The following is a 17,637-nucleotide window of genomic DNA, read 5'->3' as shown; positions in this document are numbered from 1 at the left end:
GTTATGACTAACGTAAAAGAAACAAATTATTTGATGCTTACCAAGCAATTAAAGAGTTTAATCGAGGATGAACATCATTTAATTGCAATTTTAAGCAACACTTCTGCCCTAATCAATGATCATTTAGATCAAGTTAATTGGGTCGGATTCTATTTAATAGAAGATAATGAACTTATCTTAGGTCCATTTCAAGGTCATCCGGCTTGTGTGCATATCGAAATAGGTAAAGGTGTTTGTGGTACTGCTGTTTCTGAAGATGCTACACAACGTGTAAGTGATGTTCACCAATTCCCTGGGCATATCGCATGTGATGCGAATAGTAAATCAGAAATAGTAATACCTATTCATGTTAATGATAAAATTATTGGCGTTCTAGACATTGATGCACCGATAAAAGATAGATTTACTTGGGATGATCAAGAAGGCTTAGAGCAAGTCGTTCAAATTCTAGAAAAACAATTAAATCAATCATAAATAAGTGTTGACAGTTCTCAATAAACTGGTACAATGAATTTTGTGTGAATTAACGAAAATAGCAGTTGTATATTATCAAGCTCTATGTTGTTCCCGACGCGGACGTGTCACGTAACTGACGCTATAAGGTGAAGACACATAAAACAATATATCTCGATAAGCATATAACACTCTTTTTTGTTTTTTCATAACAACAAAAAAGAAAAAGGAGGAGTCTCACATGGCTCGATTCAGAGGTTCAAACTGGAAAAAATCTCGTCGTTTAGGTATCTCTTTAAGCGGTACTGGTAAAGAATTAGAAAAACGCCCTTACGCACCAGGACAACATGGTCCTAACCAACGTAAAAAATTATCAGAATATGGTTTACAATTACGTGAAAAACAAAAATTACGTTACTTATATGGAATGACTGAAAGACAATTCCGTAACACATTCGAAATTGCTGGTAAGCAATATGGTGTACACGGTGAAAACTTCATGATTTTACTTGCTAGTCGTTTAGACGCAGTAGTTTACTCATTAGGTTTAGCTCGTACACGTCGTCAAGCACGTCAATTAGTTAACCATGGTCACATTGAAGTAGATGGTGGACGCGTAGACATCCCATCTTATTCACTAAAACCTGGTCAAGTGATTACAGTACGTGAGAAATCACAAAACTTAAACATCATTAAAGAGTCTGTTGAAATCAACAACTTCGTACCAGAATATTTAGACTTCGATGCTGACAGCTTAAAAGGTACTTTCGTTCGCTTCCCAGAACGTAGCGAGTTACCAGCTGAAATCAATGAACAATTAATCGTTGAGTACTACTCAAGATAATCGATTTCTTCAAATTTTACCCCAATTCCTTTCCGGAATTGGGGTTTTTTTAACATAGAACCAGTTATGAAATTACTGGTTCTTAGTGCATGAGCTTTAGCTCATGTATTCCTTTATAATTTTGAAGTTAGTGGCATTTATGCATAAGCTTTAGCTTAAGCGTTCCTTTCTTTAACCAGTTATGAAATTACTGGTTCTTAGTGCATGAGCTTTAGCTCATGTATTCCTTTATAATTTTGAAGTTAGTGGCATTTATGCATAAGCTTTAGCTTAAGCGTTCCTTTCTTTAACCAGTTATGAAATTACTGGTTCTTAGTGCATGAGCTTTAGCTCATGTATTCCTCTATAATTTTGAGGTTAGTGGCATTTTTGCTTAAGCTTTAGCTTAGGCGTTCCTTGGTTCCCCTACAACTTAAACATTTCTTCTGATATGTCTGAAATAATTCCATCTACTCCATAATGTAAAAGTTTCTTAGCCGCCTTAGGTTTATTAACTGTGTAAGGTAATACCTTTAACATTTCTTCATGGGCATGTTTCATAAATCTTTTAGTAACTAACTTATAATTTGGATTCGCATAATCTACAATCTTCGCAATTTCTTTAAAGTCTGGTAATTTATACCAATATTTCTTTTTACTCAATAATACACCTAATTCGTATTCTAAATTCATATTTGCTAACTTCTTCACACAATCAAAATCAAATGATTGCAATATCACTTTGTGAGAAGGCATATCTTTTTCTTTTAACTTATTTACAATCATCTCTTCAATACCTGGATATTGAGATGGTGTCTTGATTTCTATAAGTAGCTTTTTTGAAAAATTATTAACTAAATCAAGCACCTCATCAAATGTAGGTATACGTTCACCTTTGAACGCATCACCTCTTTTTACACCAAAATCAAATTCTCTTAACTCTTCTAAAGTATAGTCTTTAACTTTACCTTTCCCATTAGATGTACGATCAATAGTATCATCATGAATAATAACAAGTTGTTTATCCTTAGTATAATGTACATCAATTTCTAACATATCTATATGAAGCATAAGGGCATGTTTATATGCAATAAGTGTATTTTCAGGATAATCTTCAGGCAAACCTCTATGTGCTACGATTTGAAAAGTTTGATTTGGACGTGCAATTTTCATGAAAGTCACCTTTCTTTTAATCTTTTTTAAATTACTCTAAACTTAAATTACCACAATGACACAGGAGGTCAATCTAAATGGTAAAGCATGATTTCAAAGTAGTAACTCAGTGGAAAGGTGGACGGAATGAGATAGGCACTGTTCAAGGAGATTTAATTAACGAACAGATTTCAATCCCCTATTCTTTAGGCGGTCAAGGCATAGGTACAAATCCTGATGAAATGTTAGTATCGGCAGCTTCCTCATGCTATATTATTTCACTCGCTGCAACTTTAGAGAGAGCTGGATATAAAGATATACGCATTAATCAACACTCTGTTGGCACTGCCTCCTTTGAAAATGGAAAATTCAAAATGGAGTGTATTACACACTATCCTAAAATTAATGTCGACAACAATCATAAAGATAATCTAAAGAAGAGACTGCTAAAACTCTTAAAAATTGCGGATAATAATTGTATGATTTCAAATGCTATAAAAAATAATGTTGAAGTACGTATTGAACCAACTTTAGTTTAAATTGCAAAAGCTATCACAAATTGGAAACATGTAAACGTTTTATAAGTGTGATAGCTCAATATTTAGGGTTTTAAATATTCAGAATATTTGCTAAAATAGAAAAATCTTACAGTGGGAGGAATGTTTATGCAGTATTACCAACCTTTATTATTAACTCCAGGTCCAACGCCAGTTCCAAATTCAATTATGAGCGCGATTCAATTACCTATGGTCGGACATAGATCAAAAGATTTTGAAGACATAGCTGATGAAGCATTTAAAGGTTTGAAACCTATTTTCGGTACAAAGAATGAAGTACTCATATTAACTTCTAGTGGTACAAGTGTTCTTGAAGCAAGTATGCTGAATATCGCAAATCCAGATGATCACATCGTTATTATTGTCTCAGGTGCATTTGGAAATAGATTTAAACAAATCGCTGAGACATACTATAAAAATGTGCACGTTTACGATGTTACATGGGGAGAAGCTGTTGACGTTAATGATTTCATTAAATTTTTAAAACAATTAAATCATCGTGTTACAGCGGTATTCTCTCAGTTTTGTGAAACTTCTACAGGCGTATTACATCCTGTACATGAATTAGGTCACGCTCTTAAAAATTATGACGATTCACTGTACTTTGTCGTAGATGGTGTAAGTTGTATTGGTGCAGTTGAAGTTGATTTAATTAAAGATAAAATTGACGTTCTTGTTTCAGGTAGCCAAAAAGCCATCATGTTACCTCCTGGTGTTGCTTTTGTTGCTTATAGTGACAGAGCTAAAGATCGTTTTGCTGAAGTAACTACACCTCGATTTTATTTAGATTTAAATAAATATCTTAGCTCTCAAGAACAGAATTCTACACCTTTCACTCCTAATGTTGCTTTATTTAGAGGAGTTAATGCATATGTAGAATTGGTTAAACATGAGGGATTAAATCATGTTATAAAGCGCCATTATAGCATACGTAACGCTTTACGTACTGCTTTAAAATCTCTTGATTTAGAGTTATTAGTTAAAGATGATTCATATGCCTCTCCTACTGTAACGTCTTTCGTACCTAAAGACAAAGAAGAATTAACTTATTTAAAAGATCAACTTAAATCACGTTTCAACATTACAATTGCTGGTGGTCAAGGACATTTGAAAGGTCATATATTACGCATTGGTCATATGGGGAAAGTGTCTCCATTTGATATCCTCTCTGTTGTTTCAGCAATAGAAATTCTTTTAACTGAATCTAGAAATAAAAATTATATCGGCAAAGGTATTGCTCAATTTATGGAGGTTATCAAACATGAGTCATAAAATTTTAGTATCAGATCCTATTTCTGAAGAAGGTTTAAAAAGTTTATTAGATAATAATGAATTTGAAGTGGATATTCAAACTGATTTATCGGAAGAAGAATTAATCAATATCATCGGCAATTATGAAGGATTAATTGTACGTAGTCAGACTCAAGTCACTGATAAAATTATCAACTCAGCTTCACGTCTTAAAGTTATCGCTCGAGCGGGTGTTGGGGTTGATAATATTGATATTGAAGCTGCAACGTTAAAAGGTATCTTAGTGATTAATGCCCCTGATGGTAATATAATTTCTGCAACAGAACATTCAATTGCAATGATTTTAGCAATGGCTCGCAATATCCCTCAAGCGCATCAATCATTACGTAATAAAGAATGGAATCGCAAAGCGTTTCGCGGAGTAGAACTATATGGTAAAACACTGGGTGTCATCGGAGCTGGACGTATTGGTCTAGGTGTTGCAAAACGTGCTCAAAGTTTTGGCATGAAAATTTTAGCATTCGATCCTTATTTAACTGAAGACAAAGCGAAATCTCTAGATATTCAAAATGCAACTGTTGATGAAATTGCTGAACAAGCTGACTTCGTTACAGTTCATACGCCTTTAACACCTAAAACACGTGGCATTGTTGGGGAGTCATTTTTCAACAAAGCTAAACCAAATCTCCAAATTATTAATGTTGCAAGAGGTGGAATTATTGATGAAGAAGCACTTATTCATGCTCTAGACAATAATTTGATAGATCGTGCTGCCATTGATGTCTTTGAACATGAGCCACCTACAGACTCTCCATTAATTTCTCATGATAAAATAATAGTTACTCCACATATAGGCGCTTCTACAGTTGAAGCCCAAGAAAAAGTAGCTGTTTCAGTTTCAGAGGAAATTATAGATATATTAACAAATGGAACGGTTGAACATGCAGTAAATGCTCCAAAAATGGATTTAAGTAATGTTGATGAAACAGTCAAATCATTTGTTGATTTAGGTACAACTATAGGTGAATTTGCAATTCAATTATTAGAGGGAGCTCCAAGTGAAATTAAAATTACCTTTGCTGGAGACTTAGCCACGAATGATACAAGTTTAATAACTAGAACAATTGTGACCAATATACTTAAAGAGGATTTAGGTGAGGAAGTTAATATTATTAATGCTTTAGCTCTATTGAACCAGCAAGGTGTAACATATAATATTGAAAAGCAGAAAAAACATTCTGATTTTAGTAGTTATGTTGAGCTTGAGTTAACTAATGATAAAGACCAAATTAAAATCGGAGCTACAGTTCTAGCAGGATTTGGTCCGAGAATCGTTCGAATTAATGACTTCTCACTTGATTTCAAGCCAAATGAGTATCAAATAGTAACTTGTCATAAAGATAAACCTGGCATTGTTGGTCAAACTGGTAACCTTTTAGGTAGTCATGGTATTAATATCGCCTCTATGACATTAGGTAGAAATAATGAAGGTGGCGACGCACTTATGATTCTATCAATTGATCAACAAGCCTCTTTAGATGTTATCAATATTTTACGTGAAACTGGTGGATTTAATAGAATTATTAGTACAAAACTTACAATATAATTTTTAAGGCTACAGAACATTTTAATCTCGTTCTGTAGCCAATTTTTATAATAGAATATTCCTTATTTTAGTAACATCCTCAACGATGTAATCAGCACCATATTCTTCGAGTTCTGGCTGCGCTTTATCACCTTTTAGACCTGTTAACGTCCCAATAAATGTAGCGCCAATTTTTTTCGCACTTAATAAGTCAGCAAGTGAATCACCAACTATATAGACCTCGTCTTTATTCACTATATTTTCCTGATGAGTAGCATACTCCTTGTATCTATTTCTGTCATTACCATTCAAGGTAGCTATATAACTAAATGGGTTAGGTTTACCTAAAGGTTGATACTCTGGGTAATCACTCTCAGCATCTAACACTTCACTGGCAGTAACAATATGTTCATCATCAAAATATGATTTAAGTCCTAATGATTCGAAAGGAATGATTGTTTCTGTTCTAGGACGACCTGTAGCAATCGCTAGATGATAACCCGCTTCCTTTAAATGTTGTAATAATAATTGAATTTCTTCTTGAGGTTTAAGTATCACTTCTTCATAAATGAATCCCTTTTTGAAATCTAATAATGCGGTACCCTCTTCTACTTTATTGAATAAATCCTTACCTAAATACCATTCTTGATATGTATCTTTAGCGAGTTGCCATAGATTACTTTTTAATTTAAATAATTCTGTATCATCAATTTCTAATTGGTCTTTAGCATATGATTCTAAATCTTCATATATAGCATCTTTGCCATTTCTGAAGGAATCAATAACTTTTATCGGTTTCTCGTAATCTATCTCTTTATGTAATAAATGTTTGTTCATTTCGAATGAAGTTTTTTCATTAAAAGTACTAGAATTTAAAAACTCACATCTATGTGATTGATCAAGTTGCTTAGCAAGATCAATTAAATGAATACTAAATACGATAAAAAGCATATCCCAATTAGAATTTAATCCTAATGATTTTAATTGATTCAATATTTTATCATGTTGAAATACACGTTCTCGTATTTCCTGAATCTTTTTATCATTTAAATCATTTTCAAAATCTATGTATGTTCCACAACCTAAAAAAATACCTTCACTCGTCAAAAGTTCTTCTACAGTAATTGCTGAAACATCAAAACAGCGTTCTTCACTCAAAAATACACCATCAACATCAAATAATATGGACTTCACTACTTACACCTGGCCTTTCAGAAAATTCTGATACAACTTATATTACATGTTTAATGTTAAAAGGGCAAACCTTCAATAGATTTGCCCTTCCATCAGATATTTTGATAACTATTACATTTGTTTCTCTATTTCATCCGCAACTTGTTGAACATGTGTACCAATAATAACTTGTGTTGAGTGTTTACCACTTTTAGTAACCCCTACTGCACCTGCATTTTTAATTTTCTGTTCATCTATAATAGAATTATCATTTAATTCCATTCTTAAACGCGTAGCACAGTTTGTTAAACTTGAAATATTATCACTGCCGCCTAGTCCATCTAAAATTTGTGAGGCTGTATGATAATATTTGCCTTTAGATTCTGAATATGTAGCAGAATTATTTTCAGACGTAGCGTTAGCTGTTGGATCGGCAAGTTCATTATCCCCTCGACCAATTGTATTCAAGTTAAACACTTGGATGACAAATCTAAAAATAGCGTAATATAAAATAAAGAATATGATACCTTGAACTAGTAACATCCATGGCTTATTTGACACTGGGTTAACGAGTGATAAGACAAAGTCAATCAATCCAGCACTAAATGAGAAACCAGCTGTCCAGTGAAAGATAGCCGCTATAAATAGCGATAAACCTGTTAACGCAGCATGAATGACAAATAAAACTGGTGCAACGAACATAAAAGCAAATTCAATTGGTTCAGTTACTCCAACAAAGAAAGCAGAAATAGAACTTGCTAAGAACCAAGCGTAGACTTGTTTTTTCTGACTAGATTTCGCTGTATGATACATCGCAAGCGCCGCCGCTGGTATACCAAACATCATTACAGGGAAGAACCCTGCTTGGTAGCGACCAGTAATACCTTTAACTGCATCTTTACCGCTTTGGAATTTACCTATGTCATTGATTCCGGCAGTATCAAACCAGAATACATTATTTAATGCATGATGTAATCCAGTTGGTATAAGCAAACGGTTAAAGAAACCATATAACAATGCACCAAATGGTCCCATACCTACTATCCACTTACCAAAAGTAACAATTGCATTAAATACTGGTGGCCATACAAAAAGTAAAACAATAGCTAAAAATGTACAGAAAAAAGCGGTCATGATAGGTACTAAACGTTTACCACTAAAGAATGACAGTGCCACAGGCAATTCAGTTTCACTAAATTTGTTATAGCAAAATGCTGCAATTAAACCAATTAAAATTCCTACAAAGACATTCCCATTTGTCATTTGCTCAAAAGCACTATTAACATCTGTCGTTTTTACTTGTAATAGAGGTGCTAGTTTTTTAGGCGATAGCACGACTGTGACTATGAAAAATCCTAAAGTCGCAGCTAATGCAACTGCACCATCATTTTTCTTAGCCATACCTATCGCAACACCAATTGCAAATAATATTCCTAGTTGTTCGAGTATCGTTTCCCCTACACTTGTAAAGAACATTGCAACTTGTGGCAAAATTGATAGCGCGTCTAGCACGTGACCTATCCCTACAATAATTGCTGCAGCAGGTAATACTGCAACAGGTAGCATTAACGACCTACCTAAGTTTTGAAAAAATTTGTACATGAACATCATCCCTCTAATAAAATTTCAAATTACATTAAACATTGAAATGCTTTTCATATATTAATAATTAATTTTACTTAATTAATTTACCATAAAATAAGACTTTAGAGATGCACTATTTTTAATTAATTATAACTATTTCGTGAGTTTATGCCTTTTACATGTAAACGTTTTATTTATCATCAAAAATTTAAGAACGTCAATTTTTCAAATCTAGGTTAATTGACGTTCTCATATACAAAGCATTTTTAACTTACTTAATTAGTCCTCTAAACGTTTAGCAATCTCATTGAGTTCTTTTTGTAATTGATTTGTGCGTTTTTCTATTTCTTTAGTAAGATATTCTACTTTTTCATTTCGTTTTAAATCTTTTGGAATATCAGTTGTATCAATAGGTTCACCAATTTTTATCATCGCTTGTCCTGTAATTAAGCCATGAATTTTTTTAGGACCTACATATGCAGCCGGTAAAATTGGTGCTTTACCTAACATTGCTATAGTTGCAGCACCACGTTTTAATGGTGCACCTTCCATAGCAGTACGGTGACCTGTTGGGAAGATACCAACTGTTTTATGTTCTTTAAGTAGATTGATAGGTCTTTTTAATGTGCTTGGACCTGGATTTTCTCTATCTACAGGGAAGGCATTTAAAGAGCTTAAGAATTTGCCGCCCCATTTATTACTAAATAATTCTTTTTTAGCCATATAATGAATTTGATTTGGTAGTAATGCCATACCTAACATAATCACTTCATTATAGCTTTCATGTGTACAAGTCACTACATATTTACTATCTTTAGGAATATTTTCTTTTCCAATTACATATAATGATTTAGCCATTTTGACTAAAATGACGTCTAAAATTTTACTTATAATGCTGTACATTATGTCACCCGCTTCTTGATTTTGTTTTTTAACATATAAATTTTATCATTTCCCTTAATCGAGAACAATAGACGTCCCTCTTACGTGATTAAAGTTATCATTTTTAAAATTGAACTACCTTTCAAAATACGTCTAAAGTCTGATAGCCGTTTACTAGCCAAATTCTTAAAAAAATTACATAATTAGATAGAAGAGAATATTATTTGGAGGTTACATATGTCAGATCAAACACAACAACATCAGTCACACGACAATTACCAACGTCCTTCATACAATAAAAAGCCCAAATTTCCTTGGTTTAAGACAATTATAGTTGCGCTTATTGCGGGAATTATTGGTGCACTACTTGTATTAGGTATAGGAAAGGTTCTTAATCATACTGTTCTCAATCATGATGGTGCATCTGTTCAAGAGGTATCAAATAGTAAGGGCGGTAACCAACTTGATGGTAAAAGTGATAAATACAAGTCGGTTCACGATATGATTAAGGATGTGTCACCGGCCATAGTTGGAGTTATTAATATGCAAAAATCTTCAAGCTTAGATGATTTACTAAAAGGCAAATCATCAAAACCTGAAGAAGCAGGTATTGGTTCTGGTGTTATCTATCAAATCAGCAATGGTTCAGCTTACATCGTTACGAATAATCATGTCGTCAATGGTGCATCCGAAATTAAAGTACAGTTACATAATTCCAAGCAGGTAAAAGCGAAGTTAATTGGTAAAGACGCTCTTACTGATATTGCAGTTCTTAAGATTGAGGACACTAAAGGTATTAAGTCTATCAAATTCGCTAACTCATCTAAAGTACAGACTGGAGATAGCGTCTTCGCAATGGGTAACCCACTTGGTTTAGAGTTCGCCAATTCAGTTACTTCGGGAATTATTTCAGCGAGTGAACGAACTATTGATGCCAATACATCTGCAGGTAATACTAAAGTTAATGTTTTACAAACTGATGCGGCTATTAACCCTGGTAACTCTGGTGGTGCGTTAGTTGATATCAACGGTAATTTAGTGGGTATTAATTCTATGAAAATTGCGTCCGAGCAAGTAGAAGGTATAGGGTTTGCTATACCAAGTAATGAGGTTAAAGTCACGATAGAACAACTCGTTAAACATGGTAAAATTGAACGCCCTTCTATAGGAATAGGATTAATCAACCTAAGTGAAATACCTGAATCTTATCGTAAAGAGTTGCATACAACTAAGGATTCTGGGGTTTATGTTGCTAAAGCGGATAATAGTAATAATGTTAAAAAAGGAGACATTATTACTCAAGTAGATGGTAAGAAAGTCAAAGATGATACTGATCTAAGATCATATCTTTACGAACATAAAAAACCTGGTGAAACGATTACCTTAACAGTCATTAGAGATGGCAAGACTAAAGATATTGAAGTAAAATTGAAAGAACAGACACGAACTTCATCATCACAATCTCAAAGTCAATTTGCGCAATAATTGTTTGACCTTAATAATCAAATAAGCCAAGAGACATTAACGATAGTGTCTCTTGGCTTTTCTGTATTTATAATTCAATTTCATTGGATTTATGCGTAAGAAATAACGCAGGTAAAACGATAAGTAACAATGCTATAGTTGAGACTAAGAAACCTGCATGATAAGCTCTTAAACTTTGAAAAATTGATGGATGATCGAATGTTAACATGGATGCTACTACAGTTGCGATAATGGCTGTACCTAGACTAGAACCAATATTTTCAATCATATTAATCCCTACACCCGCTTCGGCAATTTGTTTATCGTCAATGCCTTGATAAGCATCGCTTGTAAGACCAAGATTTATCCCACCTACGCTACAACCTCTTATAAAAAGTATCAAAGACAACCATACAATATGCGTGTGATTTGAAACGAACATCAATGGCACTGTACCAAACATGGCTATAATAATGCTCACTATGACTACATATTTCGCACCGATTTGGTCAATCATTTTCCCAATATAAGGTCGTGTAATTAACATCCCTAGACCTTGAGGTATTAAAGCTAAAGAAGCTTCAATAGCAGTATAATGTTTAAAGTTCTGGAAGAATAATGGAATAATTAACATTGGTCCCATAATTCCTATATTGGCAAGTAACAATCCAATAGATGACGCAGCATAGTTCTTTTGTGTAAATAAATTGATTGGCAGAACTGTATGATAATGTCTTAGACGATTATAAATACAATAAGTAATCGTTAAAAGTATTCCCATGATAATGTATATCATTGGTTTCAAAGTAAAGAATGTACCATCATCAGAAGCTTTCGTCACACCATAGATTATGCTGATACTCATAAATGATAATAATAATATTCCAATTACATCTAATTTACTATCTTTATTAAATGGTTCAAATTGAGGTACATATTTATTCATCAATGGTATTGCAATGATAACGATAAAGATATTAATAAAAAATATCCAACGCCAGCTCGCAAAATGGATAATAAATCCTCCAAGAACAGGGCCCAATATAGGGCCGAAGATCATGGGCGTACTAACCACTGCCATAACCTTACCAATATGGTCTTGCCCTGCTGTTTTCACAAGTAATGTAAACATTAAAGTTGTGATAACTCCCGCACTAAATCCTTGTAAAATTCTAAAGATATTAAATACGATAATATTCCAACTCACTCCAGCTAATATAGAAGTTAAGCCAAAAGCAGCCATTGCTAAAATAAAAACCTTCTTTCCATTAAACTGATTCATAAACCAACCGGACAATAGTACAGCAATGGCGAGCGCTAATACGTAACCTGTAATTCCCCACTGAACAATATCTAGAGAACTATTAAATGTATGATTAAGTTGTTTAATAGCTATATTTATCATTGTTGAATCTAACATTGGAGCGATGGCGCCTAAAGCAATTGCCCAAGCTGCAGTCATTACCTCTTTAGTGACACCATTGGATTGAGAATGAGATGTTGCCATTTGAATTCTCCTTCGTTCAAATTGTTTCTTCGTCAACAAAATATACGCTCATTTTGTTTCTTTGTCAACAATAATTCGGTAAAAATTTAGGATACTGCAATTTCAATGTATTTAAGAAATTACAATATCCCCATATTCAATGTAATAATCCTTTCTTTTTTATTTCATGATCAAGGTGCGCATTATATTTTTCAGCAAAACGTATCATTGATTTAAATTCGTCTTCGGTGATATTATCAAACACCTCTTGATCCCTACGTTGAAATTCTTTATGAAGTTCTTCATGGGTTTGGTAAATTTGCTGACCCGCTTCGGTCAACCGAAAATAAACTTCCTTTTTATTATTAGGATTTTTATAACTCTCTATTAAGCCTCTTTGCTCAAGACGTTTCGTAAGTTTACTTATCGCGCCTCGTGTCATAAATAATGCTTCTGTTAATCGCCTTACATTAGGTTCGTTAAGCTCTTCAATTGCTTCAATACAATGCACTTCACTTGGTTTATTTCCTTTAAGCGCTTCTTCCATTTTTCCTTTGTTTAGCCAAGCAATTTTATTAAAGATATCCCGAAAATTTTTCATCATCAATTGTTCTTTATTCACACTACGCACCTCCTATTATTGAAAATAAACCTCCCAACCAATGAGATGATTAGGAGGTCATTTTTTAACACATCACTTATTGATAATTAACCATGAAATATTTTTTCTTACCACGACGAATAATTGTAAACTCATTATCAATTTTATCATCATTGCTTAACTCATAATCAACTGACTGTTGACGTTCGCCATTGATATAGATAGCACCATTATTAACATCTTCACGTGCTTGTCGTTTAGATGTAGCAATACCTGTTTCAATTAACGCTTCAATAATATTCGTTGTTTCAGAAGATAATGAAACTTGAGGTACATCTTTGAAACCTTCTTTTAATTCTTTACCAGTTAATGATTTCAAGTCACCGCTAAATAAAGCCTTAGAAATTCTAATCGCATCATTTAGCGCTTCCTCACCATGAATAAATTTAGTTACGTTTTCTGCTAATGCTTTTTGAGCTTCACGAAGATGTGGCGCCTCTTCTTTAGATTGTTCTAAACGATCAATCTCTTCTTTATCTAAGAAAGTAAAGTATTTTAAGAATTTAATCACATCTTCATCAGATTGGTTAATCCAGAATTGATAGAATTCATATGGGCTTGTCTTTTCAGGGTCTAGCCACACCGCGCCTGACTCTGATTTACCAAATTTCTTACCGTCAGATTTAGTTACTAATGGGATTGTAAGACCAAACGCTTCAGTTTGACCGTACATACGGCGCATTAATTCGATACCACTTGTAATGTTACCCCATTGATCTGAGCCACCAACTTGAATTTTACAATTTAATTCACGATTTAAATGACCGAAATCGATAGCTTGTAAAATAGTATAAGTGAATTCCGTATAAGAAATACCGTGTTCTAAACGTGTTTGAATGGAATCTTTACCTAACATGTAGTTGACGCCTACATGTTTACCATAATCACGTAAAAAGCTAATTAAAGATATTTGTCCAAGCCAATCTTTATTGTTGACTAAAACCGCACCTTTATCTGTACCAAATTCAAATAAGCGATGCATTTGCTTTGATAATCCTTGTACATTAGCTTCCACTTGTTCTTCAGTTTGTAAAACACGTTCTTCTGATTTACCAGATGGATCACCAATCATACCTGTACCGCCACCGATAAGCACGATTGGACGATGACCATGTTCTTGGAAACGTCTTAATGTTAGGAATGGTAGTAAATGTCCAATGTGTAAACTATCTGCAGTAGGATCAGCACCACAATATAAAGTAACTTGTTCTTTATTTAATAAATCTTCAATACCTTGTTCGTCAGTTTGTTGATATATTAAACCTCTCCATTTTAAATCTTCAATTAATGCATTAGCCATTGCTGACATCCTCCCTTAATATTTTTAAAGTTATTTTTTGTTTTGAAAATGGTTACTCATGAGCGTGTAATTTAATAAAAAGTATTTGATATTGGATTTAATTTATTTTTCAAAAATAAATTTTTAATATAAATCAAATAAAAAAGCCCTTACATCTAAACATGTAAGGGCGCTTATGCACGGTACCACCATACTTTAACAAGAGTTTATGTACTCTTGAAAAACTTTATTAATGAGACGTTCATTAATGAAACGTTGAATAACTTTATAGAGGTGTATTCACATTTAAGCAAATGCTAGTTCGCAGCGACCACTAACTCTCTGTAATCTTCCTTAAATGCTACTTCTCCTCGTATCCAAAACATATTGAATTGAATTTAATTATAGATAACATTATTTTAAAAGTCAACTTCATGAATATGGTATACTAAACCTAAATTTAGGAGGTATACGATGCACAACAATAAGAATATTTCACAATCAACGGATAGATATGTGCAATTCGAACGTATTTATAAGAAAATCAAACATATTTGTGTAGGCATTTTTGTTGTATTTTCCATAATTGGAATCGCATTGATTTTAGCATTAGTGATATACTTCCATCATTTAACTAAGGAAGCGTCCTCTATTAGTGATAAAGAGTTAAAGCAGAAAGTGTTACACCTTCCAGGCGATGAACTAATAAATCATAGTAACAAACATATTTTAGAAGAATATGATCATTCTCTTAATACTCTGATTGTGGGACCTAAATCTGTAAATCCGAATGTGATAAAAGCACTTACCTCATCCGAAGATACTCTCTTCTATAAACATAATGGTATCTTACCTAAAGCATTAATGAGAGCAATGTTTCAAGATATTATTGATGCAAATGAAACATCAGGTGGTAGTACGATTACACAACAACTAATTAAAAACCAAGTTTTAACAGATAAAAAGACATATAGTAGAAAAGCAAATGAAATTATTTTGGCTATGAGACTTGAGAAACTTCTATCTAAAAATGAAATCATTTATACTTATCTGAATATTGTTCCGTTTGGTCATGATTATAATGGGGCCAATATTACTGGTATAGCATCAGCTTCATATAGCTTATTTGGTGTAGCTGCCAAAGATTTAAACATCGCTCAATCCGCTTATTTAGTAGGACTCTTACAAAGTCCTTATGGTTATACTCCATATGATAACCAAGGTAATTTAAAAAGTAATCGAATATTACATTATAGTATTCACCGTCAGCGTTATGTTTTAAAGCGTATGCTTGTGGAGGGCAAAATTTCAAAAAAACAATACATTAAAGCAAAAAAGTATCGTATTAAATCACACTTACTCACTCACCCTCCTCAACAAGGTGCGTAGTCATAATAAGTAAAAAAGCACTAGTGACTTGTAAAATCACTAGTGCTTATTATCTTTAGAAATGTATTGTTTAAAAATTAGAATAGTCCAATCGCTTGTCCATCATCAGTAACATCCATATTAAGTGCAGCGGGTTTCTTAGGTAAACCTGGCATTGTCATAATTGCACCAGTTAACGCTACAATAAATCCTGCACCTGTTTTTGCTTCTAGTTCTCTGATTGTAATTTCAAAATCTGTTGGAGCACCTAATGCTGTTTGATCATCACTGAATGAATATTGTGTTTTAGCCATGCACACTGGATAATTGTCCCATCCATTTTCTTTAAATTGCTTTAATTGCTTTTGAGCCTTACTACTGAACGTAACTTTTGAACCACCATAAATTTCTTTAACGATTGTTTCAATTTTACTTTCAAGTGGTTGTTCTAATTCATATAAGTGTTTAAATGTTTGAGGCTGATCAATGACTTCAAGTACGTGATGAGCTAAATCAACTCCACCTTTACCACCTTTTTCCCATACTTCAGTTAACGCAATGCGTACACCTTGTTCTTGAGCCCATTGTTTAACAAACTCAGTTTCTGCTTCCGTATCATGTATAAATGAATTTAAAGCAATAACAGGTTCAAGGCCATATTTCTTCACATTGTTAACGTGACGTTCAAGGTTTACAATACCCGCTTTAACCGCTTCTAGGTTTTCCTCTTTAAGTTGATCTTTAGCAACACCACCATGCATTTTTAGTGCTCGAATCGTTGCAACTACCACTACCGCTGATGGTTCAAAGCCTGCCTCGCGTGATTTAATATTGATAAACTTTTCAGCACCTAAATCTGAACCAAAGCCAGCTTCCGTAACAACGATATCTGCTAAATTCCTAGCTGTTTCAGTAGCTAATATAGAGTTACAACCATGTGCGATATTAGCAAATGGTCCACCGTGTACAAGTGCTGGTGTACCTTCTATCGTTTGAACTAAATTGGGTTTAATTGCATCTTTAAGTATTAACGCAAGTGCCCCTTCTACTTTTAAATCTTGAACTGTTACGGGTTTACGATCTCTAGTATAACCGATAGTAATACGACTAATTTTTTCTTTTAAATCCTTAATACTACGACTTAAGCATAAAATCGCCATTATCTCTGATGCCACTGTAATATTAAAACCATCTTCTCTTGGAACACCATTTGTTGACCCACCCAATCCAACATTTACATAACGAAGTGCACGATCATTCATATCTAATACACGTTTCCACTCGATACGACGTTGATCAATGCCTAATTCATTACCTTGATGTAGATGGTTATCAATAAATGCAGATAATGCATTATTTGCAGTTGTTATTGCATGAAAATCACCATTGAAATGTAGGTTAATATCTTCCATTGGTAATACTTGTGCATATCCACCACCTGTGGCACCACCTTTAATACCAAAAGTTGGTCCAAGCGCTGGTTCACGTAATGCGACCATCACGTTTTGTTTTAACTCATTAAATGCATCTGCTAAACCTACTGTAACTGTGGATTTTCCTTCTCCAGCTGGCGTAGGACTCATAGCAGTCACTAATACAACTTTACCTTTTTTCTCTCTAGGTTTAATCTGATTAATATCTATTTTAGCTTTATAGTGTCCATATTGTTCAAGTGCATCTGCAGATATACCTGCTTTATCAGCAATTTCTCCAATAGGTTTTAATTGTGATTGATTTGCAATCTCTAAATCTGATAAATGTGCCAAACAATTCAACCCCTTGATCATTATGTAGTATTAATTAATATTTAATTATTCTTGATACGTCTTATATGGTTTATGATAACCGACTTAATTTCAATTGTCGAATATTTCAAGAATTATACAAATCAATGTTCGTTCTTAAGAATGAATTTAACT

Annotated in this window: 15 protein-coding genes; 7 read left to right on the top strand and 8 right to left on the bottom strand. The window is 33.5% G+C overall.

Annotation, left to right across the window (positions count from 1 at the left end; translation table 11 throughout):
* Positions 1–3: 3 nt before the first annotated feature.
* Together MHI13_RS11460 and rpsD are read left to right on the top strand one after the other, a co-directional pair.
* Positions 4–474 carry a GAF domain-containing protein gene (locus MHI13_RS11460; RefSeq protein ID WP_002434826.1) on the top strand — a complete coding sequence of 157 codons (471 nt, stop codon included), beginning with the start codon at positions 4–6 and terminating at the stop codon, positions 472–474.
* 220 nt (positions 475–694) lie between these two features.
* Entirely contained in the window at positions 695–1,297 is a 603-nt protein-coding gene (gene rpsD, locus MHI13_RS11455) for a 30S ribosomal protein S4 (RefSeq protein ID WP_002434877.1), read from the top strand.
* 405 nt (positions 1,298–1,702) lie between these two features.
* Here the strand turns inward: rpsD and MHI13_RS11450 are convergent, their stop codons facing one another.
* Positions 1,703–2,449: a glycerophosphodiester phosphodiesterase gene (locus tag MHI13_RS11450; RefSeq protein WP_340761078.1), complete on the bottom strand. Its 747-nt coding sequence runs from the start codon at positions 2,447–2,449 to the stop codon at positions 1,703–1,705.
* Positions 2,450–2,526: 77 nt separating this feature from the next.
* Here MHI13_RS11450 and MHI13_RS11445 point away from each other — a divergent pair, with 77 nt between their 5' ends.
* The 3 genes from MHI13_RS11445 to serA all read left to right on the top strand — a co-directional run bounded on the left by MHI13_RS11445 (position 2,527) and on the right by serA (position 5,842).
* Complete coding sequence (locus MHI13_RS11445; RefSeq protein ID WP_002434808.1) at positions 2,527–2,967, top strand: SACOL1771 family peroxiredoxin; 441 nt, start codon at positions 2,527–2,529, stop codon at positions 2,965–2,967.
* A 126-nt stretch (positions 2,968–3,093) separates the two neighbouring features.
* Entirely contained in the window at positions 3,094–4,257 is a 1,164-nt protein-coding gene (locus MHI13_RS11440) for a pyridoxal-phosphate-dependent aminotransferase family protein (RefSeq protein WP_002434848.1), read from the top strand.
* Positions 4,247–5,842 (top strand): phosphoglycerate dehydrogenase, encoded by a 1,596-nt coding sequence (gene serA / locus MHI13_RS11435; RefSeq protein ID WP_340761075.1) that lies wholly within the window; start codon positions 4,247–4,249, stop codon positions 5,840–5,842. The genes MHI13_RS11440 and serA overlap by 11 nt, the downstream gene beginning before the upstream one ends.
* 45 nt (positions 5,843–5,887) lie before the next feature.
* Here serA and MHI13_RS11430 read toward each other — a convergent pair whose 3' ends face one another.
* The 3 genes from MHI13_RS11430 to MHI13_RS11420 form a co-directional block, all read right to left on the bottom strand.
* On the bottom strand, positions 5,888–7,015 hold the full coding sequence (locus MHI13_RS11430; RefSeq protein ID WP_064210136.1) for an HAD family hydrolase: 1,128 nt from the start codon (positions 7,013–7,015) through the stop codon (positions 5,888–5,890).
* A gap of 111 nt (positions 7,016–7,126) precedes the next feature.
* Positions 7,127–8,596, bottom strand: coding sequence for an N-acetylglucosamine-specific PTS transporter subunit IIBC (nagE, locus tag MHI13_RS11425; protein WP_037549463.1), 1,470 nt, complete (start codon positions 8,594–8,596; stop codon positions 7,127–7,129).
* A 261-nt stretch (positions 8,597–8,857) separates the two neighbouring features.
* Complete coding sequence (locus tag MHI13_RS11420) at positions 8,858–9,481, bottom strand: lysophospholipid acyltransferase family protein (RefSeq protein ID WP_064210137.1); 624 nt, start codon at positions 9,479–9,481, stop codon at positions 8,858–8,860.
* A gap of 216 nt (positions 9,482–9,697) precedes the next feature.
* Here MHI13_RS11420 and MHI13_RS11415 point away from each other — a divergent pair, with 216 nt between their 5' ends.
* A complete protein-coding gene (locus MHI13_RS11415) occupies positions 9,698–10,945 on the top strand; it encodes a S1C family serine protease (RefSeq protein WP_002434810.1) in 1,248 nt (415 codons plus the stop codon).
* A gap of 67 nt (positions 10,946–11,012) precedes the next feature.
* On the opposite strand, the gene MHI13_RS11410 is transcribed toward MHI13_RS11415, so the two are convergent.
* The 3 genes from MHI13_RS11410 to tyrS form a co-directional block, all read right to left on the bottom strand.
* Complete coding sequence (locus MHI13_RS11410) at positions 11,013–12,431, bottom strand: DHA2 family efflux MFS transporter permease subunit (protein WP_002434694.1); 1,419 nt, start codon at positions 12,429–12,431, stop codon at positions 11,013–11,015.
* Between the two features lie 136 nt (positions 12,432–12,567).
* Positions 12,568–13,032, bottom strand: coding sequence for a MarR family transcriptional regulator (locus tag MHI13_RS11405; RefSeq protein WP_064210138.1), 465 nt, complete (start codon positions 13,030–13,032; stop codon positions 12,568–12,570).
* Positions 13,033–13,108: 76 nt separating this feature from the next.
* Positions 13,109–14,371 carry a tyrosine--tRNA ligase gene (gene tyrS / locus MHI13_RS11400; protein ID WP_002434727.1) on the bottom strand — a complete coding sequence of 421 codons (1,263 nt, stop codon included), beginning with the start codon at positions 14,369–14,371 and terminating at the stop codon, positions 13,109–13,111.
* Between the two features lie 453 nt (positions 14,372–14,824).
* Between tyrS and MHI13_RS11395 the strand changes: the two genes are divergently transcribed.
* On the top strand, positions 14,825–15,739 hold the full coding sequence (locus MHI13_RS11395) for a transglycosylase domain-containing protein (RefSeq protein ID WP_064210139.1): 915 nt from the start codon (positions 14,825–14,827) through the stop codon (positions 15,737–15,739).
* A gap of 77 nt (positions 15,740–15,816) precedes the next feature.
* On the opposite strand, the gene MHI13_RS11390 is transcribed toward MHI13_RS11395, so the two are convergent.
* The gene (locus MHI13_RS11390; protein WP_002434859.1) at positions 15,817–17,484 is read right to left on the bottom strand and encodes a formate--tetrahydrofolate ligase; all 1,668 of its coding nucleotides are present in this window, start codon (positions 17,482–17,484) and stop codon (positions 15,817–15,819) included.
* Positions 17,485–17,637: the final 153 nt, after the last annotated feature.

The organism is Staphylococcus sp. FSL K6-0223, from assembly GCF_038008285.1.
Note: the sequence above shows the minus strand (reverse complement) of the source record. Positions and strands in the feature narration are given on the sequence as shown.